This is a genomic window from Acetobacter senegalensis (genome assembly GCF_001580995.1).
Taxonomy (GTDB): Bacteria; Pseudomonadota; Alphaproteobacteria; order Acetobacterales; family Acetobacteraceae; genus Acetobacter; species Acetobacter senegalensis.
Genome location: NZ_LHZU01000123.1, coordinates 17,821 through 40,838, shown reverse-complemented (window position 1 = coordinate 40,838; position 23,018 = coordinate 17,821). Strand labels below are relative to the sequence as shown.

Genomic DNA, 23,018 nt, shown 5'->3' with positions numbered 1-23,018 from the left:
TCGCGTGCAGCGGTCGTCAATGACGATGAACTTCGATGCCATCACGACGATCAGAGTGTGGGTGCGATTATCAGGTGGAGGCATCTTTACCGTACCGGGTTCTTCTCCACATGCGACGACAAGGCGATCGGAGTTTCCCAGCATGACAAGACGAAATAAGGCGGCATCGTTCTGCTATCCAGCCAATCATCAAGACGAGCGCACGCTTGTCGAGTTGCTGGAACAGGGCGAGCAAAGCGGCGTCAGCAAGCGCACGATTCTCGATATTCTTGCCGCCGTGAAGGTCGTCCGGAAACCGTCCGTTTATTATCCGCTCCCGTCCAGCGACCCGACGCATTTCAATTAGGCCTTGAGTATCGGGAAATCGAGCCGTCTGGTCGGTTCCTGTCATGAACCAGACCAAGATCCTCTGGGGATCGGTGTGCGCCGTCAGCACCGTGATCCTCGCCTTTACCTGGGCCGCGACCCAGTGGACTGCCTGGCGGCTCGGCTTCCAGCCGCAGCTTGGTACCCCGTGGGTCACGCTGCTTGGCTGGCCGGTCTATTACCCTCCGGAGTTCTTCTGGTGGTGGTTCGCCTATGACGCCTATGCTCCGGACATCTTCACCACCGGCGGTTACATCGCGGGGTCGGGTGGGATTGTCGCCGTGATCGTCGCGATCATGCTGTCCGTCTGGCGCGCTAGGGACAAGAAACGCGCCACCACCTACGGTTCGGCGCACTGGGCCGATCCGCGTGAGATCCGTCGGGCGGGGCTGCTCGCCCCCGATGGCGTGGTGCTGGGCCGCTCGGCCGATGCCTATCTCCGCCATGATGGACCGGAGCATGTGCTCTGCTTCGCGCCGACCCGCTCGGGCAAGGGCGTGGGTCTGGTGGTGCCGACCCTGCTGACCTGGCCGGGCTCGGCGATCGTCCATGACATCAAGGGCGAGAACTGGACATTGACCGCCGGCTGGCGCTCCCGCTTCGGCCGTGTGCTGCTGTTCGATCCGACCAATCTCGCCAGTGCCGCTTACAATCCGCTGCTGGAAGTCCGGCGCGGTGAGCGCGAAGTCCGCGACGTGCAGAACATCGCCGACGTGCTGGTCGATCCCGAAGGCGCACTGGAGAAGCGCAATCATTGGGAGAAGACCAGTCACGCGCTGCTGGTCGGCACCATCCTGCATGTCCTCTACGCCGAGGAGGACAAGACCCTGGCCGGGGTCGCCAATTTCCTGTCCGACCCGAAGCGCGCGATCGAGACCACCCTGCGCGCCATGATGACCACGCCGCATCTTGGCAAAAAAGGTGTCCATCAGGTGGTCGCCAGCTCGGCGCGGGAACTGCTGAACAAGAGCGACAATGAACGCTCGGGCGTGCTGTCCACCGCCATGTCGTTTCTCGGTCTGTATCGCGATCCGGTGGTGGCGCATGTGACCCGGCGCTGCGACTGGCGGATCCGGGACCTTGTCGCCGGCACCCATCCGGCGACGCTGTATCTGGTGGTACCCCCATCGGATATCAGCCGCACCAAGCCGCTGGTGCGGCTGGTGCTGAACCAGATCGGCCGCCGGCTGACCGAGGAACTGGAGGCGAAGCGGCGTCATCGACTACTATTGATGCTCGATGAATTCCCGGCGCTGGGGCGGCTGGATTTCTTCGAGAGTGCGCTGGCCTTCATGGCAGGCTATGGGATCAAGAGCTTCCTGATTGGACAGAGCCTGAACCAGATCGAGAAAGCCTACGGGCAGAACAATTCGATCCTCGACAACTGCCATGTCCGGGTCAGTTTCGCGACCAACGACGAGCGGACCGCCAAGCGGGTTTCCGATGCGCTCGGCACCGCGACCGAGATCCGGGATGCGAAAAACTACGCGGGGCACCGGCTGTCACCGTGGCTCGGGCATCTCATGGTGACGCGGCATGAGACGGCGCGGCCCTTGCTGACGCCCGGCGAGATCATGCAGCTTCCGCCTGACGACGAACTGGTGCTGGTTTCCGGCTGCCCGCCGATCCGGGCGCGCAAGGCGCGGTATTTTGAGGATGCTGAACTCGCCGCGCGCATCCTGCCGCCACCCCGGTTCGAGCCTCCTTCGGCCCCCGAAGGAACGCCGCCCATCGGACCGCAGCCGCAAGGGGACTGGGCTGATGTGGTCCAGCCGCCGCCTGCCGGCAATGCGGATGATGATCCCGCCAATGCCGGCATCCGCCGTGAGCCGGAGCTGCCGGAACAGGAAGAGGTGGTGCAGGCACCGAGGAAGCCGGTGCATGAATTTGATCCGCCGGAGGATGAACCCGAGGACGATGCGAAGCGGGCACAGACCTTGCGGCGCGGTGAACGGGGTCTCGCGCGTCAGGTTTCGCTCGATCCTGATGATCGGATGGGGCTATGACTGCCATGCGGATCAAGCACACGATTCGGCTGTCGGCCGATCTCAGCGCAAAATTAGCCGATTACGCTGCCCGCAAGAAGGTGCCTCAGGCACTGATCGTTGAGACGGCGTTGGCGTCGTTCCTGTCGCCGGACGGGCCAGAGCGACTTGAAGCCGCGCTGGCCCGGCGACTGGACCGGATGACGCGCCAGTTGGAGCGAATGGAGCGCCGGGTTACGATCTCAAATGAGTCACTGGCTGTGTTCGTGCGGTTCTGGCTGACCAGCACGCCGCCGCTGCCCGACGCGGCTTTGGCTGCGGCGCAAAGCAAGGGGCGGGAGCGGTATGACGGCTTCATCGAAGCCGTGGGACGCAGGCTCGCCAGAGGGAAAATGCTGGATGATGAGGTGAGGCTGGATATCGGATCTGTTGCGGAGTGGCGTGATACCTAACCCAACAGAGCAGCTTCTACATTGTTGGCATGGATTGGCCAGCTTGCCACCTGATTTGGAGAAATGAATTAAGAAAAGTTGCCACCGTAAGTCCTGTTCAATTTTCTGTAAGCTTTCGCTCGTGGGCCTCACTGTCGCTGAGATAGCGTTTTATAATATCGCCGGGGTGCACCAGGCGCAGGTTCGAAGGTGAAGCAATCACAATAATCGTCAATGGCTTGCATCACGCCAAGCAAGGATGGGCCGGAGAACGCTGCAGTTTGACCAGTACCCCAATGACTTAGGAAATTTGAGACAATCGTTATCATATTGGTGTTAAGACCAACTTCCTGCGCAGCATCTAGCGTGAGCATATTAGCTGCCTTGCGCAGCTTGACTGCAGCTTCGATCGCTTTCAGAAATTCATGTGACAGGTGTTTATCGTCGTTAAAGGCGATATCGACTGGCACCGGGATCCGGAGTTTGCTGATCAGATCACTTAACCGGTACTCTAGGTATTGCCGCACCCCTTCCTTGGCAAAATCAACTTGTCCCGCTTGAAGCATCGATATTGTACGGTCCCGGACCTTATTGACCGCTCCGGCTTGCGGAAGAACGGCTACTTGGGGCGCTCCTTCTATTCGTTGATGCCACCATGTTCCTGTCCCAGTGTGCTTGTTGAAAAGTTTCTCGAGCATGGTGTCATGGCTCAAAAGTATGACCTGTGGGCCTGCGGCGTTGCTGGGCCGTGCGAACGTCGTCCTGATGAGTTCAACAAGAAAATTCTGATGACCAGCGTCAAAGCTTGACGTCACGTCGTCGAGCAGGATGAATTTTGGCAGACCGCCATAGAGTGAGGCAGCAGCCAGATAGAGTGATATCGCGAAAGCGTTCCGAAAGCTCTCGGAGAGGAGCGCCTGCGGAGAGACGTTCGCCAGCCCATGGAACTGAGCGAGATTAATGCGGAGTTCCTCACTGTTCGTTTTCTTGGAGACGGCTGGCTCGACGCCATAGAACGACATTTTCTTGAAATAGCTTTTGAAGATGGGTTCAACTGCAGCAAGTCGGGCGCTGCTCATTTCAGCCTCAGCTGTTGCAAAAACACGGGAAGATGCCTTCAAGAAAGTCCTTATCCGGTCAATGTAATCTTCCCTCGCTTGTTCATCAATTATCGCCTTCTGTGACAGATTGAGCTTTTTCCAATTCTCTTGCAGGCGTCGAGCGGTCTCCACTTTCTTGGTAACTTCCACCGATGACGGCGGCAGTTCCTTTTCGAGTTGGGCTTGCTCCATGCCGAGCTGTTTATCAAGCTCTTTTGCTCTCGTACGCAACGTTGCCAAGTGAAGCACTAAAGTCTCTGCTTCAGTCCGTGTAATTGTGCCAGATCCGGCACGGGCGTGAAGCTGTGCGAACAGGCGTTTTTCTGGGGCCGTCTCAACAACTGCTTCTAACTGTAGTAGCTCTGTCCACCCGGCTTCGTTCCATTCGACCGCAAGAAAGGCGGTCGCTTTGTCGAGGGCTTCAAATTCGGAAAGCTTGAAGGCGACGTGTTCTTTCAGGCTATGGGGTGACTCTCCATCACAGAGCGGGCATAGGTGCATGTCCTCCCACTGTCCACTTTCGAGAACATTTGTACCGGCTTGATAAAGCTGGAGCATCAAGTCGCCAGCGGTTCTTTCCAATGCCTCTGCACGCTCAGCCGCGCGAGTAACCAACAACTCGGCACGTGCCACGTCGGGAGCGTCGTGATTGATCTTTGCGAGGCTTCCACGTTCGCGAATACAGGTGCCGAGCCGTTCGCGCTTCGGTCCTCCCTCAGCATCTTTGATGGCGTCAATACAGGCATCAATGTCGATGCTATCGAATGCCGTTTCCTGACACACGAGTTTGATCGGCGCGATCTGACTCAACGCTTCCTTGCACTTTTCTTTGGCAGTCATCGTATTCAATATTCCGATGGGGGTGCCAACCAGTGTCTCGTAGTCGTTAGCTATTGCCGTTGATAACTCGCTTACTGTCCGTTCGTCACGGATTTTTACTTGTTTATGAGCAGTGATGTCGAAATGGCTGTTGAAGGCGCGAGTGTTTGCCAAACTCGCCAGTTCTTGGCGAAGGTCGCTGTATGCAGATAGGCCGAGAAGCCCAGAGAAAGTACGCCCGCGAGCCAGCGGCGCAGCCTCAATGAATTTCTGAAATGTCGGACCATCAAGAAATACGAACTCACGATTGAGTCCAGCGAGTATAGCTGTCGCGACCCACGGTGCTGGGGCATTAACTGTGCGATGCCCCAACGAGCTCCGAGTTACAGTGATCTCGCACTTTTCGGAGCCCGGCTCAGCTACAAGTTGAAGCTTGATGGTTGATTGTCCGGCAGAATGAAAGCGGTTCTGGTAATAATCTTTGTCCCGTTCGGTAGCAGGAAGGTCATCGAGCCAAGGTAATTTTCCAGTAATCGCATAGCGCACCGCATCATAAACAGACGTTTTTCCAACACCGTTGACTGCGGAAATGCTGCTGACTTTGGTGGGATGAAATTTGAGTTCGAGCGGTTGCCCTTCGTTGTTCACACCTCTGAACCCCTCGATTGAGACGCCTTCAAGGAGCCAACCTGTTACGGTTGGGGACGGAGTGGGCAAAGATTGCACGATCGTTGCCGTATTGGGGTTTGCTGCTGCGGTTTGCTCATGAACCGCGCCAACGGCTTCCGCTGCAGGAGGTGTGACGCAGATGTCGAGTAATCGATCCCATATCTCCTCGATTTTGTAATTTCTATCGAGAAAGAGCGAAAAGCGGTCACATAGATATGCGGCAAGCGCCGCATCCAGTTGGCTGATATGGCTTTTGAATGCAGATAGATTTTCTTCAAGATTTGCATTCTCGTTGAATTCAAAAGTGTTTTCTCTTGCTGTCATAATATCTTTAATTTCCTGAAGATTTGGCAGTATGCTGGATCCATCCGTTTATGTTCCATGATACATATCAGAGAACGACTAGTAACTTTGGATAATATTACTAAATTAATTTAGTAATTTATAATGAAACTGCTTTATCCCATGCCTTGGTCAATATTTGAGAGAAATTCATGTTCCGAACAGCTTCACGTAAGTCATTACCTGTAAGTGGTACGATTAATATCTCTTCACGGCTGCCTCTTAGCATTTCTTTTGTAATTGTTTCAGTGAATCCATTCCACGAAATTAGAAAACCTAGTGTTGCTCTCCGACTGCGATTTTCAACTTTAGACCGAAATACGACAAATTCATTTTTTCCGCATTTTCCAGACCAGTTTTTACACTCAGCGAGAATGATTGCTCCTTCTCGTTTGAAACGGGAATCTTCGCTTCCATTTGCAATCGAAATATCAATTTCTTCCGTTTCAGTAAGTATTCGCTGAGTGACTGACATGCCATCAACCGTTTCAAATAGTCTGCTGCAAAGCTCCTCCAAAGATCGCCCCTTATCTTGATTTGTCGATGCGGTTTCTACAGAATCAACAAGGGTATCTAGATTTTCTGATCCCCAACCGGACAGGCGAGAAGCTATTTCTGATATACGCTCGCCAATTTCATCCGACGCAGCATTGGCAGCTTCTTCGACTTGATGGCTAACTTTGACTATAGCTGCGTAAGCCAGACCCAAATTGGTTTCGGTCGTCATTATTTCGAAACGTAGCACGATATATGCCCCATCATCATCTTGATAGGTTATCGCAACGTCGCCACAAGATTTTTGCCGTGCCTCTACGGCTCGACGGACAAGATCAAGATACTGTTCCAGACCAATCGGAGAATACCAATACTTGCGGGTCCATGTATGGTCGGCTTCTCCGACCAAATTTGGGCCACGTCGGTAAATGGTTCCATTCCAATCTATTTTATGCATTCTATCTTCGATAGTACCGATTTGAAATCCGCAACCATCTGGAATATCGTTCACATTAAGATTTTTTAGAACAGAAACTGGCAACACTGCTGGTTCATCTTCATCCAATCCCTGTAAAATCTGCCGTGCTTGCGCTGCGTTCATTTGTATTCCTTTTGAAAATAAATGCAGGTACCGCCTGCGAAGTATGATGAGATTATCAACCATCTTTTTAAGGCATTATGTAATTAGGATGGATAGATCCAGAGAGACGCAGGTTGACTTGTTTGTGTCCGCTTTGCGCGAACCGGATTTGAAGTTCATGTGTTCCAGATAAGGACGTAAGTCACCAACCTCCTGGTGCCCATTTCCAAGCATTATCGTCTGGCGGCGATTGGATAATGAAACCAATCAGACTGCTTTCTTCAGCACCGGGCTGGCCTTGAAGCGCACGGTCTTGCCGGCCTTGACCTTCACCGGTTCGCCGGTGCGGGGATTGAGCGCCTTGCGGGCCTTGGTCTTGTGGACGGTGAACGTCCCGAACGACGGCAGCGTGAACCCGCCCCCCTGCTTCAGTTCGGCGACAATGGCCCCCACCAGGTCATCGGCCGCCTTGGTGGCGGCAACGCCGGTGCAGTCCAGCGAGTCCTGAAGAACGGCGGCAATGAAGGCTTTGCTCATGCGGGGCGGATCCGTGTCGTGGTCGATTCCAGAAAACGGTAGCAGCGCCCTGTCGCCCCGTCACCGCCCAAACGGCAACATACCCCTATGCAAGTTCTTCTATCCCAGCGCCCTACGAGCCAAGAGACTTGTTGCGCTTCTGTGTTCATGCCTCTTTCTAATCGACCCCGTTGATCAATTGCCTCTCACGGGAGGCCAATCGCGGGGTTCTTGGTGTCTATCGCTCCCTTCCGCTCCGAAGCCGTCGCCCGAGGCACGCGCATGCTGCGCACCGCCCTTGGGCCAGCGATTGCAGGTCACCTCGATGATCCATCGATCGTCGAGGTGATGCTCAATCCCGACGGTCGGCTGTGGATCGACCGGTTGGCTGGCGGCATGGAGGACACCGGCACCCGGATCGCACCTACCGACGCCGAGCGGATTGTCCGCCTGGTTGCCCATCATGTCGGCGTCGAGGTGCATCCCGGCCGCCCGCGCGTTTCTGCCGAACTGCCGGGAAGCGGGGAGCGGTTCGAGGGGCTGGTGCCCCCGGTGGTGGCAGCACCCTGCTTTGCCATCCGGCGGCCGGCGGTCGCGGTGTTCTCGCTCGACGATTATGTGGCCGCCGGTATCATGACCGCCACACAGGCCGAATTTCTGCGCCGCGCCGTCGCGGAGCGGCAGAACATCCTGGTCGCTGGTGGCACCTCCACCGGCAAGACCACGCTGGTCAACGCCCTGCTGGCTGAGATCGCCCAGACCGGCGACCGGGTGGTGCTGATCGAGGATACCCGCGAACTGCAATGCGCGGCCCCCAATCTGGTCGCGCTGCGCACGAAAGACGGCGCGGCCTCGCTTTCCGATCTGGTGCGTTCCTCGCTGCGCCTGCGCCCCGACCGGATTCCCATCGGCGAGGTACGTGGCGCCGAGGCGCTCGACTTGCTCAAGGCCTGGGGCACCGGCCATCCCGGCGGCGTCGGCACCCTGCATGCCGGTTCGGCGATCGGTGCTCTGCGCCGGCTGGAGCAGCTGATCCAGGAAGCCGTCGTCACCGTGCCGCACGCCCTGATCGCCGAGACCATCGATGTCATCGCGGTTTTGTCCGGGCGCGGCAGCGTGCGCCGGCTGGCCGAACTCGCCACCGTCCAGGGCCTGAGCCCCGATGGAGACTACATCCTCACATCCGCCGGAGACCCGTCATGACCCGCATGATCGCCGTGCGTCGCCGCTTTGCCGTGGCCGGCGCAATCCTCTCGCTCGCCCTGCTGTCGGCCCCGGCCTATGCCGCCGGTTCGAGCATGCCGTGGGAGGAGCCGCTCAACCAGATCCTGGAAAGTGTGCAGGGGCCGGTGGCCAAGATCATCTCGGTGATCATCATCACCGTGACCGGTCTGACCCTGGCTTTCGGCGAAACCTCGGGCGGCTTTCGTCGCCTGATCCAGATCGTCTTCGGTCTGTCGATCGCTTTCGCCGCCTCCAGCTTTTTCCTGTCCTTCTTCTCCTTCTCGGGTGGGGCGCTGATCTGATGGAGCCGGACAGCATTTCCGGCTTCACCGCCCCGGTGCATCGCGCGCTGATCGAGCCGATCCTGCTCGGCGGGGCGCCGCGCACGGTGGCGATCGTCAACGGCACGCTGGCGGCGGCAATCGGGCTCGGCCTGCGGCTATGGATTGCGGGTGGGCTCTTCTGGCTGATCGGTCACCTCGCCGCCGTCTGGGCCGCGAAGCGCGATCCCGCCTTCGTCGACGTGGTGCGTCGGCATCTGCGCTATCCTACCCATCTGGTCGGGTGAGGGCGCCATGATGAACCTCGCCGAATACCGCCATCGCCGCGACCGCCTCGCCGATTTCCTGCCCTGGGCGGCGCTGGTCGCCAGGGGCGTGGTGCTGAACAAGGATGGCGCCTTCCAGCGCACGGCGCAGTTTCGCGGTCCCGACCTGGACTCCTCGACGGCGTCCGAACTGGTCGCCATCACCTCGCGGCTCAACAACGCGCTGCGCCGTCTCGGTTCCGGCTGGGCTATTTTCGTCGAGGCGCAACGCCGCCCTGCGCGGGGCTATCCGTCCGGCCCGTTCCCCGATCCGGCCTCCGAACTGGTCGACGCCGAGCGCCGGGCACAGTTCGAGGAAGAGGGCGCGCATTACGAGAGCTGCTATTTCCTGACACTGGTCTGGCTACCGCCGGCGGACGATGCCGCCCGCGCGGAGGCCTGGCTCTACGAGAACCGTGCCCGTGGCGGCTCCGGTTGGCGGGCGGTGGTCGCAGGCTTCATCGACCAGACCGACCGGGTGCTGGCCCTGCTTGATGGTTTCATGTCGGAAGCCGATTGGCTCGATGACAGCGAAACCCTGACTTATCTCCATTCCTGCATCTCCACGCGGATGCAGAGGGTCCGGGTGCCGGAAATCCCGATGCACCTCGATGCCGTCCTGGTCGACGAGGAACTGACTGGCGGGCTGGAGCCCCGATTGGGCGATGCGCATCTGCGCACGCTCACCATCACCGGTTTCCCCACCCAGACCTGGCCGGGGCTGCTGGACGAGCTGAATCGGCTGGCCTTTCCCTATCGCTGGTCGACGCGCGCGATCTGCCTTGATCGCACCGATGCAACAAAAGCGCTGGGCCGGATCCGTCGGCAATGGTTCGCCAAGCGCAAATCGATCATGGCCATCCTCAAGGAGGTGATGACCAACGAGGCCTCGGTGCTGCTGGATTCCGACGCCGCCAACAAGGCCGCCGACGCCGATGCCGCCTTGCAGGAACTCGGCACCGACCAGGTCGGGCAGGCCTACGTCACCGCCACCGTCACGGTGTGGGACGAGGATCCCGTGATGGCGGCCGATCGGCTGCGTCTGGTGGAGAAGACGATCCAGGGCCGCGACTTCACCTGCATGTGTGAGACGGTGAACGCCATAGAGGCCTGGTTCGGCAGTCTGCCGGGCCATGTCTACGCCAATGTCCGCCAGCCCTGCGTCTCGACCCTGAACCTCGCCCATATGATCCCGCTCTCCGCAGTGTGGGCGGGGCCGGAGCGGGACGGGCATTTCGATGCTCCGCCGCTGTTCTATGCCCGCACCGAAGGCTCGACCCCGTTCCGCTTCGCACTCCACGTCGGTGATGTTGGCCACACGTTGATCGCCGGGCCGACGGGTGCCGGCAAGTCGGTGCTGCTGGCCTTCATGGCGATGCAGTTCCGCCGCTATGCCGGTGCTCGGATTTTCGCCTTCGATTTCGGTGGCTCGATCCGCGCGGCCACGCTTGCGATGGGGGGCGACTGGCACGATCTCGGTGGCGCGCTGGCGCAGGACGTGAACGATCCCGTCGCGTTGCAGCCACTGGCGCGCATCGACGAGCCAGGCGAACGGGCCTGGGCGGCGGAATGGGTCGCGACCCTGCTGGAGCGCGAGGGGATCACTGTCGCGCCCGATCTCAAGGAGCATCTGTGGTCGGCACTGACCTCGCTGGCCTCGGCCCCGGTTGCGGAACGCACCATCACTGGCCTGTCGGCGCTGCTCCAGTCGCTGGCCTTGAAGCAGGCATTGCAACCTTATTGTGTCGGCGGGTCGTGGGGCAGCCTGCTCGACGCCGAGCATGAGCGACTGGGCGTCGCCGATATCCAGGCCTTCGAGATCGAGGGGCTGATCGGCTCGGGTGCCGCGTCCGCCGTGTTGTCCTATCTGTTTCATCGCATAGAGGACCGGTTCGATGGCAGCCCGACGCTGCTGATCATCGACGAGGGCTGGTTGGCGCTGGATGACCGCGCCTTCGCCGGACAGTTGCGGGAATGGCTGAAGACGCTGCGCAAGAAGAACGCCTCCGTCATCTTTGCCACCCAGTCGCTGGCCGATATCGACGCCAGCCCCATCGCGCCGGCGCTGATCGAAAGCTGCCCGACACGGGTGTTCCTGCCCAACGACCGGGCGCTGGAGCCGCAGATCACCGCGATCTATCGCCGTTTCGGTCTGAACGACCGCCAGATCGAGATCCTCAGCCGGGCGACGCCCAAGCGTGACTATTACTGCCAGTCCCGGCGGGGCAACCGGCTGTTCGACCTCGGCCTGTCCGAAGTGGCCCTGGCCCTCACCGCCGCATCTTCGCCCGACGACCAGGCCGCCATCGACCGGATCTTCGCCCGGCATGGGCGCGACGGGTTTGCGGCTGCCTGGCTGGCACACAAGGGTGTCGAATGGGCGGTGGAGATGCTCAGTTCGGGAGAAGGTTAATGAAAAACATACCGACAATGAAATCAGTTTTCGTGTTCGGCGCTGTCCTGGTGCTACCGCTTGCCCTAAGCGCACCGGCCCATGCGCAATGGGCGGTCTATGACGCAGCCAATCATGTGCAGAATGTTCTCACCGCCGCCCGGGAATTGCAGCAGGTCAACCAGCAGGCGCAGAGCCTGCTCAACGAAGCAACCATGCTGGAGAACCAGGCCCGCAACCTCGCCAACCTGCCGCTCTCGGTGCTGGCGCCGCTGGAGCAATCAATCCAGCAGACGGAGCAGATCGTCGGTCAGGCCCAGGGGCTTTCCTATAATCTGAGCAGCATCAATCAGGCCTTCACCCAGACCTATCCCCAAGCGCTGGGTAGTCCGACCTCAGCGGCGCAGATGACGGCCGATGCGCAGACACGATGGCAGAACGCCCGAGGCGGCTATCAGGACGGGCTGCGTGTGCAGACCGGCGCGGTGCAGAATCTTGATGCCACGCGCAGCCAGATCGACAGTCTGGTCACGTCCAGCCAGTCCGCGACCGGCGCCCTGCAGGCCGCGCAATCGGGCAACCAGCTTGCCGCGCTGCAGACGCGCCAGCTTGCTGACCTCACCGCTGTTGTCACGGCGATGGGCCGCGCCCAGGCACTGGACGGCGCGCGTCAGGTGGAAAGCGAGGAGCAAGGCAGGGCGCAACTGGCGAATTTCCTCAATTACGGGACCGGCTACACGCCTGGCTCCGCGCAGATGTTCCACTGATGCGCGGGTTACGTCTCTCCCCGCCGATCATCTTCCGGCTCGTGGCCGTCGGGTTTGTCGTGCTGATCCTGATCGCCGCCAGCCTCCACCTTCGGCACGTCTCCCATAACGTCGGCGTGCCCGATCTCGGGCCGCCGGGATCGCGTGACCGGTTGGCCGCCGGTCTGGTGCGCTGCCAGGCCCTCGGCATGAAGGCTGACCGCGATCCGACCTGCGAAGCGATCTGGGCCGAGAACCGTAAGCGCTTCTTCGCACCCGAAACCGCACGGTGATACCATGCAGCAGGGCACCGGCGTCATCGACAATTTCCTTGCCATTTTCACCCAGTATATCGATTCCGGGTTCGGTCTGGTGCAGGGCGACGTCCACTGGCTCGCTGCGACCCTGATCACAATCGACATCACCTTGGCCGGGCTGTTCTGGGCGCTGGCGCCGGATGAAGACGTGCTGGCGCGGCTGATCCGCAAGACCCTGTTCATCGGCCTGTTTGCTTTCATCATCGGCAATTTCAACGGGCTGGCACGGATCATCTATGAATCCTTCGCAGGCCTCGGGATCGAGGCTGGGGGCGGGCATCTCACCCAGGCACAGTTGCTCCAGCCGGGGCGGCTGGCGCAGGTCGGCATAGACGCCGGCAGGCCGATCCTGACCTCGATCTCCTCGCTGGTCGGCTTCGTCGCCATCTTTAACAACGCTATCCAGATCGCCGTGTTGCTGATCGCCTGGCTGATCGTGGTCATCAGCTTCTTCGTCATGGCGATCCAGCTCTTTGTGGCGCTGATCGAGTTCAAGCTGACCACCCTGGCAGGGTTCGTGCTGGTGCCCTTCGGGCTGTTCGGTCGTACCTCTTTCCTTGCGGAGAAGGTGCTGGGCAATGTGGTGTCGTCCGGGATCAAGGTGCTGATGCTCGCCGTCATCGTTGGTATCGGGTCGACGGTGTTCGACCAGTTCACCAGCGGTTTCAACAACCCGCCGACCATCAATGACGCGCTGACCCTGATCCTCGCCTCCCTGACGTTGCTGGGGCTGACCGTGTTCGGCCCGGCATTGGCCAACGGGCTGATCGCCGGTGGTCCCCAACTGGGTGCGGGATCCGCTGTCGCCACGGCCGCCGGTGTGGTTGGCACCGGCGTCGCTGCCGCGTCCGGGGCCAGACTGGCCGTGGGGGCTGCGGCGGCAGCCGTGCGTGGCGGCGCTTTTGTCGCGGGCGGGGCCACCGCCGCCTATCGGGCTGGCGGCGCGGCCGGTGTCGCCAAGACTGGATTGTCTGCCGCCGCCAGTCCGTTGCGCAGGGCGGCGGCCAGTGTCCGCACCAGCTATCAGGCCGGCGGGGCCGCAGCGACCGGCGGCGCGGGTGGTGCGACCGCTTCGGGTGCTGGCGGTGGAGCAGGGGCGCCCGGCAAGCCGCCAGCCTGGGCGAGCCGGATGCAGCGCAACAACCGGATCAGGGGCGGGGCTGACGCCGCCGCGCAGGCGATCAAGGGCGGCGATCGGCCCAGTGGCGGCCACGATGTCGATCTCTCGGAGGGAGAATAACCATGTTCCGCCGCCCCACCATAAGGTTCGGCAAAACACCAGAACCCGAGACGCCCTATCACAAGGCCGCACAAATCTGGGACGACCGTATCGGCTCGGCCCGTGTCCAGGCCCGCAACTGGCGATTGGCCTTCTTCGGTTGCCTCGCTTTGAGCGGCGGCCTGGCGGCCGGGCTGGTCTGGCAGTCGGCGCGAGGTACCATCACGCCGTGGGTGGTGCAGATCGACCATCTCGGGCAGGCGCAGGCCGTGGGGCCGGCGACGGCCGCCTATCGGCCGACCGATCCGCAGATCGCCTGGTATCTCGCACGCTTCATTTCCGAGGTGCGCGGCATCCCGGCCGATCCGGTGGTGCTGCGGCAGAACTGGCTCGATGCCTATAACTACGTCACCGATCGCGGCGCGCTGGCCCTGAATGATTATGCCCGCACCAACGATCCGTTCAGCCGGATCGGCAGGATGCAGGTTGCGATCGAGATCGCCAGCGTCATCCGCGCCTCCGACGACAGCTTCCGGGTGGAGTGGATCGAGCGCCGCTATGTCGACGGCGCGCTGGCCACCACCGAGCGCTGGAGCGCGATCCTCACCATCGTCGTCACCACCCCGACCGATGCCGAGCGGCTGCGCAAGAACCCGCTCGGCATCTACATCCACGCCCTCAACTGGTCCAGGGAACTCGGCTGATGCGCACCCTCAACACAATCGCGCCGTTCATGATCCTGCTGGCGCCGCTGGCGGCCTGCTCCTCATGGAAGCCGCCTGCCATCCGGTACGACGATACGCCCCGCCAGGCAGTTCTCACCCCGGAGCCGCCCAAGCCGGTGCAGGTGGTGGCACTCCCCGAGCCCTTGCCGCTGCCGGGGCAGCTCAAGTCAATTCCGTCCCGGCATGCGGCGGCGGAACCGATGGATCCCCATCAGCGGGTCGAGCGTGCCAACAGCGCGGCGCGGATCCAGCCGACGCGGGCCGGCTATCTCAACGCGATCCAGGTCTATCCGTTCTCCGAGGGTGCGCTCTATCAACTCTACGCCGCCCCCGGCGAGATCACCGATATCGCGCTGCAACCCGGCGAAAAACTGGTGGGTGCTGGCCCGGTCGCCGCCGGCGATACCGTGCGCTGGATCATCGGTGACACGGAAAGTGGGGCAGGGGCGTCGAAACGCATTCATATCCTGCTCAAGCCGACCCGACCGGACCTCACCAGCAACCTGGTCATCAATACCGACCGGCGCACCTACCATCTGGAACTGTGTTCCGACGAGCGGACCTATATGGCCTCGGTGTCCTGGGACTATCCGCAGGACCAGATCGTCGCCCTGCGCGGCCAGGATCGCGATGCCGACCTTGGCACTCCGGTCGCGACGGGCGTCGATCTCGATGCGCTGAATTTCCGCTACCGGATCGAGGGCGACGAGGCGCCATGGCGGCCATTGCGGGCCTTCGACGACGGGCGGCAGGTCTTCATCGAGTTTCCGACCGGCATCGCCCAAGGGGAGATGCCGCCGCTCTGGGTGATCGGCCCGCAGGGTGACGGTCAACTCGTGAACTATCGCGTGCGCGGCAACCGGATGATTGTCGATCGCCTGTTTGGCGCCGCCGAACTGCGCCTTGGCGCCAAGCACCAGCAGATCGTGCGTATCGTCCGCACCGACGGGACGCGGCGGTCATGAGCGAAAGCGCCGAGACACCAGCGCCTCCTGTTAGGCCGCCGGGCGAGATGCGGCTGCGGATAACGCGGCCGCCCGTCACGCGCCTGTCGCGCAAGGTGATCCTCGGCTTGTCAGTTGTCGCCGTAGCCGGCATCGGCGGTGCGCTCTATCTGGCGTTGAAGCCGACGCCTCCGAAGAGTAATGCCGAACTCTATAATACTGGCAGCCGCACCACGCCGGACGGGCTGGCCAATCTACCGGGCGATTATACCCATCCGCCGCGGCTCGGGGCTCCGCTGCCCGGTGATCTTGGTCGACCGCTGCTCAAAGCGGGCGTTGGCGCTCCCGGTATGGCGACACCGGCGGTGCCCGCCGATCCGGAGAAACAGCGTATCGCCCAGGAGCAGGAAGCCGCACGGGTCAGCCATCTCTTCACCCAGACGCAGGTCGGGCGAAACAGCGCCGCCCCGGTGACGGCTGGTGCCACCCCGGTTCCGGCAGCCGGTGTTTCCACCGATCGCAACCAGGCGTTTCTCGATGGCCCGGTCGACCAGCGTACCGTCAGCGCTGGGCGTCTGACTCCCGCTCCCAGCCCATATGTAATCCAGGCGGGATCGATCATTTCCGGCGCGCTGATTACCGGCATCCGCTCCGACCTGCCCGGCGAGGTCACGGCGCAGGTGACGGAGAATGTCTATGACAGCCCGACCGGCCATATTCTGCTGATCCCGCAGGGCGCGACGCTGATCGGCCGCTATGATTCCCAGATCTCCTATGGCCAGAAACGGGTACTGCTGGTCTGGATCCGGCTGATGCGCGGTGCGAATGATTCGATTGTGCTGGAGAACGAGCCGGCTGCCGATGCGGCAGGGTTTGCCGGATTGCAGGACCAGACCGACAACCACTGGGGCGAGGTGTTCAAGGCAGCGTTGGTCTCGACCGTGCTCAGCATCGGCTCCGAGGCCGATATCAGCGGCGGCAACGGCATCGCCCAGGCGTTGCGCACCGGCGGCTCACAGGGCTTCAACCAGATCGGCGAGCAGATCGTCGGACGTTCGCTGAATATCCAGCCGACCAACACAATCCGGCCGGGCTTTCCGGTGCGGGTGATGGTGCATCGCGATCTGGTTCTCTCTCCATACGGAAAGGAGGCATCGAAATGACGAAGCTTAGGCTTGGGCCGATTGAGAATGACAAACCGGTGCGGCTGACCATTGAGCTGCCAGCCGCCGTACATCGTGATCTGGTTGACTACGGGCGGTTGCTGGCGCGTGAAAGCGGTCAGGTCGAGATCACGCCACCGAAATTGATCGCGCCGATGTTGGCTCGTTTCATGGAGGGGGATCGGGCTTTCCAACGTCGACGCCGCGCGCAAAAGAAGGAGGCGAGCGGGTCCGGGTCAGCGTGCGCATGAAGCTTACAAATCGACCAAGGAAAGCATCCTCGGATTCGGCACGCCAGGCCAAATGTACATTGAAGCTATCGTCGAGGCCCGATATCGGGCGAAATGCGAGGCCAGAGGGCAGAAGATCACGACACGCGGTGTTGGTTAGCCCAATACCCGCGCCGGAGCGCACTTGCGACAAAAGAGTAATTATCCCGCCTGTATGGACCACGAGATGCCCATGTTGATCAAATGCGTCGAGTTTAAAATGGTTGCGTCGTTCTTCATGTGGATCGACTGGGACCAGAAGTCGCTCCTTCATGATCTTGGCTATTGGTAGAGTGGGCAGCTTCGCCAGGTGATGCTCCTCTGGCAGAACCGCGAGAAGCTTGTCATTATATAAAATGAACGACGCCATAGTGTCGTTGATTACACAATCCGGTAAAATTGCTGCGTCAACGTGTCGCTTGACCAGCGAAGCAGCTATGCTTTCGCCGTCGGGTACGTAGAGGCCAATGCGCGTTCTTGGATAGCGCTCGTTCCAAGCCCGAAACCACGCCTCAATTGCGGGATGAAGTGGCGGCCGCGCGACCCCAATACGGATTTCACCGTCCGGCAAATCAGCTTCATTGGCTATAATGGTCACGAGATGATTGGCTTCTGTCATGATTCGACGAGCATGCCGGAGAACCTGCCGCCCGGGCTTGGTGACCACGGTCCCCCCTGTGCCCCGTTCGAAAAGCGTGATTCCCAGCGAGTCCTCGATCCGCGTCAGGCGGCGGCTCAGTGCGGCGACGGATACATCGAGAGCAGTGGCAGCACGGCCCAGACTATGGGTGGCGTCGAGAACGAGCAGGCTATGAAGGTCGCGTAGACTCAATGAATGGAAGCGTTGCATCACCAATTCATCCCGTCGATCTTATGATTTGCTCCGTATCTTCGTGGGACAAGGTCAATTTTTGGGCTATAATTCCTCCTATGTCTGGATCATCCTCACTTTCCCAACTTCCCCGTCGCTCTCTCGTTGACTGTGCGATTGATGCCATGCGGGAAAAAATTGAAAGCGGGGCGTGGCCTGTTGGAGAGCGTATCCCAAAAGAAACCGAACTTGCCGAGATGCTGCAGGTTGGGCGGAATACGGTGCGGGAGGCTATTCGTGTCTTGTCCCATGCTGATGTGCTGGAAGTTCGGCAGGGGGACGGAACCTATGTCCGCTTTGAACTTGATCCTGCCGCAGTCATGCGGCGCGTCACGCGATCCAGCCTCCGGGATCATTTTGAACTGCGTGTCATTCTGGAAACGGAAGCGGCCAGGCTGGCTGCGCAACATCGGACCGCCAGGGACATTCGGAAGCTGGAGAAAACACTCAAGGCGCGCGGCGAGTGGGCTGAGGGCAGTGATCTTGATCGGTTTTTGAAAGCAGATACGGCATTTCATCTTGCGGTCGCCGAAGCGACCCACAATGAAGCTCTGATTGAACTTTACCGATACTTTCTTGTCGCGGCGCGTCAGGCAGGGCGTGCTGTCATGGAAGAGCATGGCCTGCCTGAACCCGGTTATGCCGCTCATGAACGGATATTCCGGGCAATAGAGCAGGGAGACGGCGCGCGCGCAGCTCGTGCTGCCAGCGCGGTTGTCCGGCCGCTCGTGCATGCTTTTTCTGATCATACTGGGAACAGTGACTGAGCCGCGCGTCACGGTTCATCTACCTGCTGGCCAGAGCATGGCGGGCGAGGACTTCTGCTTCAGTTTTTGTCGCCGTGGCCATCTGAGGAACACCGAACGCGCGTTCCGTACCCGGGAACATCTTTTCGAGAGCCGAACGTCGTATCGCATCGGGTTCAATCAGGATCATGACCCGGCATAATCTGGAAAGGGGCTCGCGGTTTGTTTTAAGCCAGAGTCCTCGTTCCTTTCTGTCCTCGTGATCCTCTTCCGGAGCAGGGGGGTAAATCAGGGCAAACGGGGTGCCGCGCTCCAGAAGGGCGGTCATCTCCCCCTTCCAGTTTGTCGCGTAACCCGGGACCATCTGGTTCGGGTTCAGGCAGACCAGCGGAAAATCGCTTGTGTTGAGTAATCCCGAAGCGTCAGAAAGAGTCATGCCTATTCTCCATAATATACAAAGGACGGGTCATCCGACCTTTTTAATGAATGAGGATGTCTGGCGTTGGGGCAGCTTCATGTGAGCGATTGCGCCATCCGTTCGTTACCGTGAGAACGGTGCGACGCAGCCATCGATGCACCACATCTGAATCGTGGCGGGGATGCCATGCCTGAAAGACATTAACGGGTGCGAGTTTAAGTGGGAGGGGAAAGGCGTACAATCCAAGACGGTCCAGTGTGTCGCGGTTCATCGCTACATCGGGCACCGGGAGGATCAGATCGGTCCGGTGCAGGCCCTGCATCGCGGTGTAATACGAGGGAACGAGAAGGGCCACGTTCCGGTTAAGGCCGAATTCTTCCTGCAGCGCGTCATCAATGGGACCATGTCGTCGGCTGCGACGTGACACACTGATGTGGTCGTATTGAACCAGTGACTGGGGCGTGATCTCACCAAGCAGAATCGGATGGCCTGCACGCACGACCCCATGAAAACGGCTTTCGAAGAGTGTCTGCCGCATAATTTCCGGCCGCAGGTTTTCGGTTGCACCGATATACAGGTCGATCGCCCCACGCCGCAGAGCGTCGCTATCGTCGCCGTCGGTTTCACTGGCAAAAACAATGGCAGCGTCTGGACAGTCTCCCCGCAAGGTCTGAAGCAGCTTCGTCGCGAATGGTCCCACGACTACATCTGCGGCCCGGATCGTGAAGACAGGTTTTATGTCCGTAAAATCCAGTTCCTCGTCTCTGCGCATCAGGTCATGCATGCCCGCGAGGATACGGCTAATGCGCGGCTGCATCTGGAGCGCGCGGGGTGTCGGTACCATGTTGCGGCCCATCTGTACAAGTATTGGGTCATCGAAGGTTGCCCTGATCTTGGACAGGGTACGGCTGATTGTCGCCGCACTGACCTGAAGACGCTGGGCGGCACCCGTAACGCTCGATTCCTCAATCAGAACATTCATGGCGTGTAACAGGTTCAAGTCGTAGCCACGCGTCATCAATAGAGTCCTCCCGCGCACTGAAGGCGGTTCATACCCGTCTGTCTGGCAATGTCATAATAGATGGGAACATAGGATGTTTAAGGCAAGCGACCCTGCCATAAGCATGAGGACACTGCAATAATTTTATGCGTTCTTACCGTTACGGTTCATGAGAGACATATTTTCATATTTGAGCGTTCCCGATCCCGGGCGTTGCGATCACAGTCGCCGCAGACATACCTATCGCAAATTAAAGAGGCGTCGTTTGACCCGGATCGACCTTTCTCCTGCGGAAGTGGTGGCTGCACCGGCACCTGCTGCGCCACCTCCACCGCCTCCGAAAGGTCCAGCTTTCGGCCTGCGTCTCGCCACTGGCCTGATCGGCGTACTGCTGGCCGTGCTGCTGGCCGGTTTCAACGAGCATACAACCGAAATGGCGCTGGCTGATATCAAGGGGCAACTCCATATAGGGCACGACGAGGGTACGTGGATTATAGCCCTGTTCGAGGCCTTCAATATTTCGGCGATGGCCTTTGCACCATGGTGTTCCGTGACGTTTTCGATCCGACGTCTGACCATCGTCATGACAGGAATGGTTGGGGTGCTTGGGCTCGCTGCTCCTTTTATGCCGAACCTTGGCGCTCTTCTCATTCTGCGTAGCCTGCAGGGTTTTGCCTGTGGCTGCCTGCCCCCCATGCTGATGACGGTGGCGCTGCGCTTCCTCCCGCCCAACATCAAGATTTATGGTCTTGGCGCCTATGCCCTGACTGCGACCTTTGGTCCCAATCTCGGCGTGCCGCTGGCGGGCTTCTGGTTTGAATATGTGGGCTGGCAGTTCCTGTTCTGGCAGATCGTTCCACTCTGTGTGATCTCGATGATCTGTGTGGCATGGGGGCTGCCGCAGGATCCGCTGCGGCTGGAGCGCTTCAGGCAGTTCGACTGGAGGGGACTGCTGACCGGTCTGCCCGCGATCTGCTCGCTGGTCATTGCTCTCGAACAGGGCGACCGGCTCGACTGGTTCCGCTCACCGCTTATTACACATCTGTTCTGTGGCGGTGGCTTTCTATTTATTCTTTTCATTATCAATGAATGGTTCCATCCACTGCCGTTCTTCCGGATTCAGTTGCTTAAGCAGAGAAATGTCTCGGACTCCCTGCTGACCCTGGCGGCCGTGCTCGTTCTTTGTGTTGTCACCATCGAGATCCCCTCGGTTTACCTTGAAGAGGTGAGGGGATACCGCCCCATCCAGACTGCGCCCATCGCGCTGATTCTGGCCGTTCCCCAACTGATCGCGCTGCCACTGGTGTCTGCGCTCTGTAATATCCGCAAAGTTGATTGCCGGATCGTACTCATGGCCGGGCTGGCCATACAGGGCGCATCCTACTGGCTGGGGACATGGATCGATTCAGACTGGGTGCGTGAGAATTTCTATATTGTCCAGCTGATGCAGGTCGCTAGCCAGCCGATGATGGTCATTTCGATCCTGATGCTGGCGACCATGGGCCTCGGACCGGCGGATGGCCCCTTCATCTCGGGCATGTTCAACATGACCAAGGGATTTGCCAATGCCATTGCTGCTGGTGTCATCGCAGCGCTTCTGCGCCGGCGGGAGCAATATCACTCCACTATGTTGCTGGATACTTACGGTTATAATCAGAATGCCCTGGAAGGGATGGGCGATCCCGCCAGTGAGTTGCTTGCTCCCCACATCGCCGACCCTGATCGTCTGGCGCGGAATACACAGGTTCTTCTCCACGGCAAGGTCGCCGAGCAGTCTCTCGTACTGGCGTGCGCGGACATCTATTACGTGATGGTCGGGCTCTGTGCCGCTTTCATTATCCTCAATATGTTCCTGCCCCAGCGGGTTTATCCTCCACGCGCGCCGTCAGCCAGCGCCCCGGCCAAATAAGCCACAGGATCGAAATCATGTCAGACAGGATGCATCCCGTGCCACGCTCTACTTCTGAGCTTAAAAACATCCCATCACCCGATGAAAGCATCGAAGCATTCAGGGCTGATCTTGAACGGATTTATGGAGACATGCCTCAGGCCGCGGATATTGCTCACGCCGGGACCAAGGCGCTCGCCAATGCCGATTATCACGCGCGGCACTGGCAGAGTAGTGAACCGGGCTCCCTGAGGCCTGGCAGTCTCGCCCATAAGCGCGCGGTGTCGCGCATGTTCCGCGATACGTTCAATCCATACCGGCCTTCCGTCATCGACTGGCCCCGGCTTGATCCTGCTACATTGCGACGCATCACATCCCTGCCGATCTGGGACATCGCCGTTGAAACCGAAGGCAAGGCGCGCCTCAGGATGGCGGCCTACGCCGCGACTATTGCTGACCCTGACATGAAGGACGCCATCGCCCGGAACGCGTGGGAGGAAAATCGTCATAAGGAAGTGCTCTCCCGCTTGGTCGAGGCCTATGGGATTCCGATGGCCAAGGAGCCGCCATACATCACCCCGCGTGATACCGAATGGGCCTATATGGTCACAGGTTTTTCCGAATGCGTGGACAGCTTCTTTGCGTTCGGTCTGTTCGAACTGGCAAAGCGTTCCGGCTTCTTTCCCGCCGAACTGGTCGAGACGTTCGAGCCGGTCATGCAGGAAGAGTGCCGCCATATCCTTCTGTTCGCCAACTGGCTTGCGTGGCATCGCGCCACCCTGCCGCTGTGGAAGCGTCCATGGTTTGAAACCCGGGTGCTCGGTGTCTGGCTGTTTCTCGCATGGGAGCGGATCGGCATGGTCAGATGCATGGATGCCGACGGTAATATGCGCGAGCAGGACGCGAATTTCACCGTATCTGGCGCAAAAGACGTGTCCAGCATCGACGTCAGCCTGCGGGAGCTTCTGGGCATTTGCCTGGACGAGAACGAGCGGCGGTTTGCGGGGTACGATGCGAGGCTGCGTAGACCCCGGATGACACCGGCCCTCTCCCGATGCCTCCGATACGTTCTCCCCCGTTCAAAGACCCCAACAGTTGCCGCGTCACGACCCAGCCTCGTCGAGAAGGTCGGTGGCCTCTGCTTTGCGGGCCTTCTGGTTCTTTACGCGCGGACGATGTGACCGCCTTTGCCAACATCCTGCCTGTC

Annotated in this window: 23 protein-coding genes; 17 read left to right on the top strand and 6 right to left on the bottom strand. The window is 60.0% G+C overall.

Annotation, left to right across the window (positions count from 1 at the left end; genetic code table 11):
• The first annotated feature begins 19 nt into the window (after positions 1-19).
• Genes AD948_RS18675 through AD948_RS07280 form a run of 3 tightly spaced genes read left to right on the top strand, consistent with a single transcriptional unit; the run spans position 20 to position 2,803 of the window.
• Entirely contained in the window at positions 20-346 is a 327-nt protein-coding gene (locus AD948_RS18675; RefSeq protein WP_248845956.1) for a hypothetical protein, read from the top strand.
• Between the two features lie 43 nt (positions 347-389).
• On the top strand, positions 390-2,372 hold the full coding sequence (locus AD948_RS07285; RefSeq protein WP_061471336.1) for a conjugal transfer protein TraG: 1,983 nt from the start codon (positions 390-392) through the stop codon (positions 2,370-2,372).
• Between the two features lie 5 nt (positions 2,373-2,377).
• A complete protein-coding gene (locus AD948_RS07280; protein WP_211264451.1) occupies positions 2,378-2,803 on the top strand; it encodes a CopG family transcriptional regulator in 426 nt (141 codons plus the stop codon).
• Positions 2,804-2,931: 128 nt separating this feature from the next.
• Here the strand turns inward: AD948_RS07280 and AD948_RS07275 are convergent, their stop codons facing one another.
• From AD948_RS07275 to AD948_RS07265, 3 genes are all read right to left on the bottom strand, one after another.
• Positions 2,932-5,694 (bottom strand): AAA family ATPase, encoded by a 2,763-nt coding sequence (locus AD948_RS07275; protein WP_061471334.1) that lies wholly within the window; start codon positions 5,692-5,694, stop codon positions 2,932-2,934.
• 118 nt (positions 5,695-5,812) lie between these two features.
• Complete coding sequence (locus AD948_RS07270; protein ID WP_061471333.1) at positions 5,813-6,808, bottom strand: restriction endonuclease; 996 nt, start codon at positions 6,806-6,808, stop codon at positions 5,813-5,815.
• 246 nt (positions 6,809-7,054) lie between these two features.
• A complete protein-coding gene (locus tag AD948_RS07265) occupies positions 7,055-7,324 on the bottom strand; it encodes an HU family DNA-binding protein (RefSeq protein WP_061471332.1) in 270 nt (89 codons plus the stop codon).
• A gap of 213 nt (positions 7,325-7,537) precedes the next feature.
• Between AD948_RS07265 and trbB the strand changes: the two genes are divergently transcribed.
• From trbB to AD948_RS07210, 11 genes are read left to right on the top strand one after another with little or no spacing between them, the layout of a single operon-like run.
• Positions 7,538-8,506, top strand: coding sequence for a P-type conjugative transfer ATPase TrbB (gene trbB / locus AD948_RS07260; protein ID WP_082782359.1), 969 nt, complete (start codon positions 7,538-7,540; stop codon positions 8,504-8,506).
• On the top strand, positions 8,503-8,829 hold the full coding sequence (locus AD948_RS07255; protein WP_061471330.1) for a TrbC/VirB2 family protein: 327 nt from the start codon (positions 8,503-8,505) through the stop codon (positions 8,827-8,829). Before trbB ends, AD948_RS07255 begins: the two co-directional genes overlap by 4 nt.
• Positions 8,829-9,095, top strand: coding sequence for a VirB3 family type IV secretion system protein (locus AD948_RS07250; RefSeq protein ID WP_061471329.1), 267 nt, complete (start codon positions 8,829-8,831; stop codon positions 9,093-9,095). The genes AD948_RS07255 and AD948_RS07250 overlap by 1 nt, the downstream gene beginning before the upstream one ends.
• 7 nt (positions 9,096-9,102) lie before the next feature.
• On the top strand, positions 9,103-11,526 hold the full coding sequence (gene trbE, locus AD948_RS07245) for a conjugal transfer protein TrbE (protein WP_061471328.1): 2,424 nt from the start codon (positions 9,103-9,105) through the stop codon (positions 11,524-11,526).
• Positions 11,526-12,272: a P-type conjugative transfer protein TrbJ gene (gene trbJ, locus AD948_RS07240; RefSeq protein ID WP_061471327.1), complete on the top strand. Its 747-nt coding sequence runs from the start codon at positions 11,526-11,528 to the stop codon at positions 12,270-12,272. Before trbE ends, trbJ begins: the two co-directional genes overlap by 1 nt.
• Positions 12,272-12,544: a putative entry exclusion protein TrbK-alt gene (gene trbK-alt / locus AD948_RS17680; protein ID WP_082782356.1), complete on the top strand. Its 273-nt coding sequence runs from the start codon at positions 12,272-12,274 to the stop codon at positions 12,542-12,544. The genes trbJ and trbK-alt overlap by 1 nt, the downstream gene beginning before the upstream one ends.
• A gap of 4 nt (positions 12,545-12,548) precedes the next feature.
• Positions 12,549-13,808: a P-type conjugative transfer protein TrbL gene (trbL, locus tag AD948_RS07230; protein ID WP_061471325.1), complete on the top strand. Its 1,260-nt coding sequence runs from the start codon at positions 12,549-12,551 to the stop codon at positions 13,806-13,808.
• 2 nt (positions 13,809-13,810) lie between these two features.
• The gene (gene trbF, locus AD948_RS07225) at positions 13,811-14,491 is read left to right on the top strand and encodes a conjugal transfer protein TrbF (protein ID WP_061471324.1); all 681 of its coding nucleotides are present in this window, start codon (positions 13,811-13,813) and stop codon (positions 14,489-14,491) included.
• Complete coding sequence (gene trbG / locus AD948_RS07220) at positions 14,491-15,477, top strand: P-type conjugative transfer protein TrbG (protein ID WP_061471323.1); 987 nt, start codon at positions 14,491-14,493, stop codon at positions 15,475-15,477. Before trbF ends, trbG begins: the two co-directional genes overlap by 1 nt.
• Positions 15,474-16,619 carry a TrbI/VirB10 family protein gene (locus tag AD948_RS07215; RefSeq protein ID WP_061471322.1) on the top strand — a complete coding sequence of 382 codons (1,146 nt, stop codon included), beginning with the start codon at positions 15,474-15,476 and terminating at the stop codon, positions 16,617-16,619. The genes trbG and AD948_RS07215 overlap by 4 nt, the downstream gene beginning before the upstream one ends.
• The gene (locus tag AD948_RS07210) at positions 16,616-16,870 is read left to right on the top strand and encodes a DUF2274 domain-containing protein (RefSeq protein WP_061471321.1); all 255 of its coding nucleotides are present in this window, start codon (positions 16,616-16,618) and stop codon (positions 16,868-16,870) included. The genes AD948_RS07215 and AD948_RS07210 overlap by 4 nt, the downstream gene beginning before the upstream one ends.
• Here AD948_RS07210 and AD948_RS17675 read toward each other — a convergent pair.
• The gene (locus AD948_RS17675; protein WP_082782355.1) at positions 16,788-17,738 is read right to left on the bottom strand and encodes a LysR family transcriptional regulator; all 951 of its coding nucleotides are present in this window, start codon (positions 17,736-17,738) and stop codon (positions 16,788-16,790) included. The two genes, AD948_RS07210 and AD948_RS17675, sit on opposite strands and share 83 nt — an antisense overlap.
• Before the next feature lie 80 nt (positions 17,739-17,818).
• Between AD948_RS17675 and AD948_RS07200 the strand changes: the two genes are divergently transcribed.
• Complete coding sequence (locus AD948_RS07200) at positions 17,819-18,526, top strand: FadR/GntR family transcriptional regulator (protein ID WP_061471319.1); 708 nt, start codon at positions 17,819-17,821, stop codon at positions 18,524-18,526.
• A gap of 19 nt (positions 18,527-18,545) precedes the next feature.
• Here AD948_RS07200 and AD948_RS07195 read toward each other — a convergent pair whose 3' ends face one another.
• Entirely contained in the window at positions 18,546-18,941 is a 396-nt protein-coding gene (locus tag AD948_RS07195; RefSeq protein ID WP_061471318.1) for a hypothetical protein, read from the bottom strand.
• Positions 18,942-18,984: 43 nt separating this feature from the next.
• Positions 18,985-19,941 (bottom strand): LysR family transcriptional regulator, encoded by a 957-nt coding sequence (locus tag AD948_RS07190; protein ID WP_061471317.1) that lies wholly within the window; start codon positions 19,939-19,941, stop codon positions 18,985-18,987.
• A gap of 247 nt (positions 19,942-20,188) precedes the next feature.
• On the opposite strand from AD948_RS07190, the gene AD948_RS07185 reads away from it, so the two are divergent.
• Entirely contained in the window at positions 20,189-21,832 is a 1,644-nt protein-coding gene (locus AD948_RS07185; RefSeq protein ID WP_061471316.1) for an MFS transporter, read from the top strand.
• 131 nt (positions 21,833-21,963) lie between these two features.
• A complete protein-coding gene (locus AD948_RS07180) occupies positions 21,964-22,992 on the top strand; it encodes a ferritin-like domain-containing protein (protein WP_248845958.1) in 1,029 nt (342 codons plus the stop codon).
• Positions 22,993-23,018: the final 26 nt, after the last annotated feature.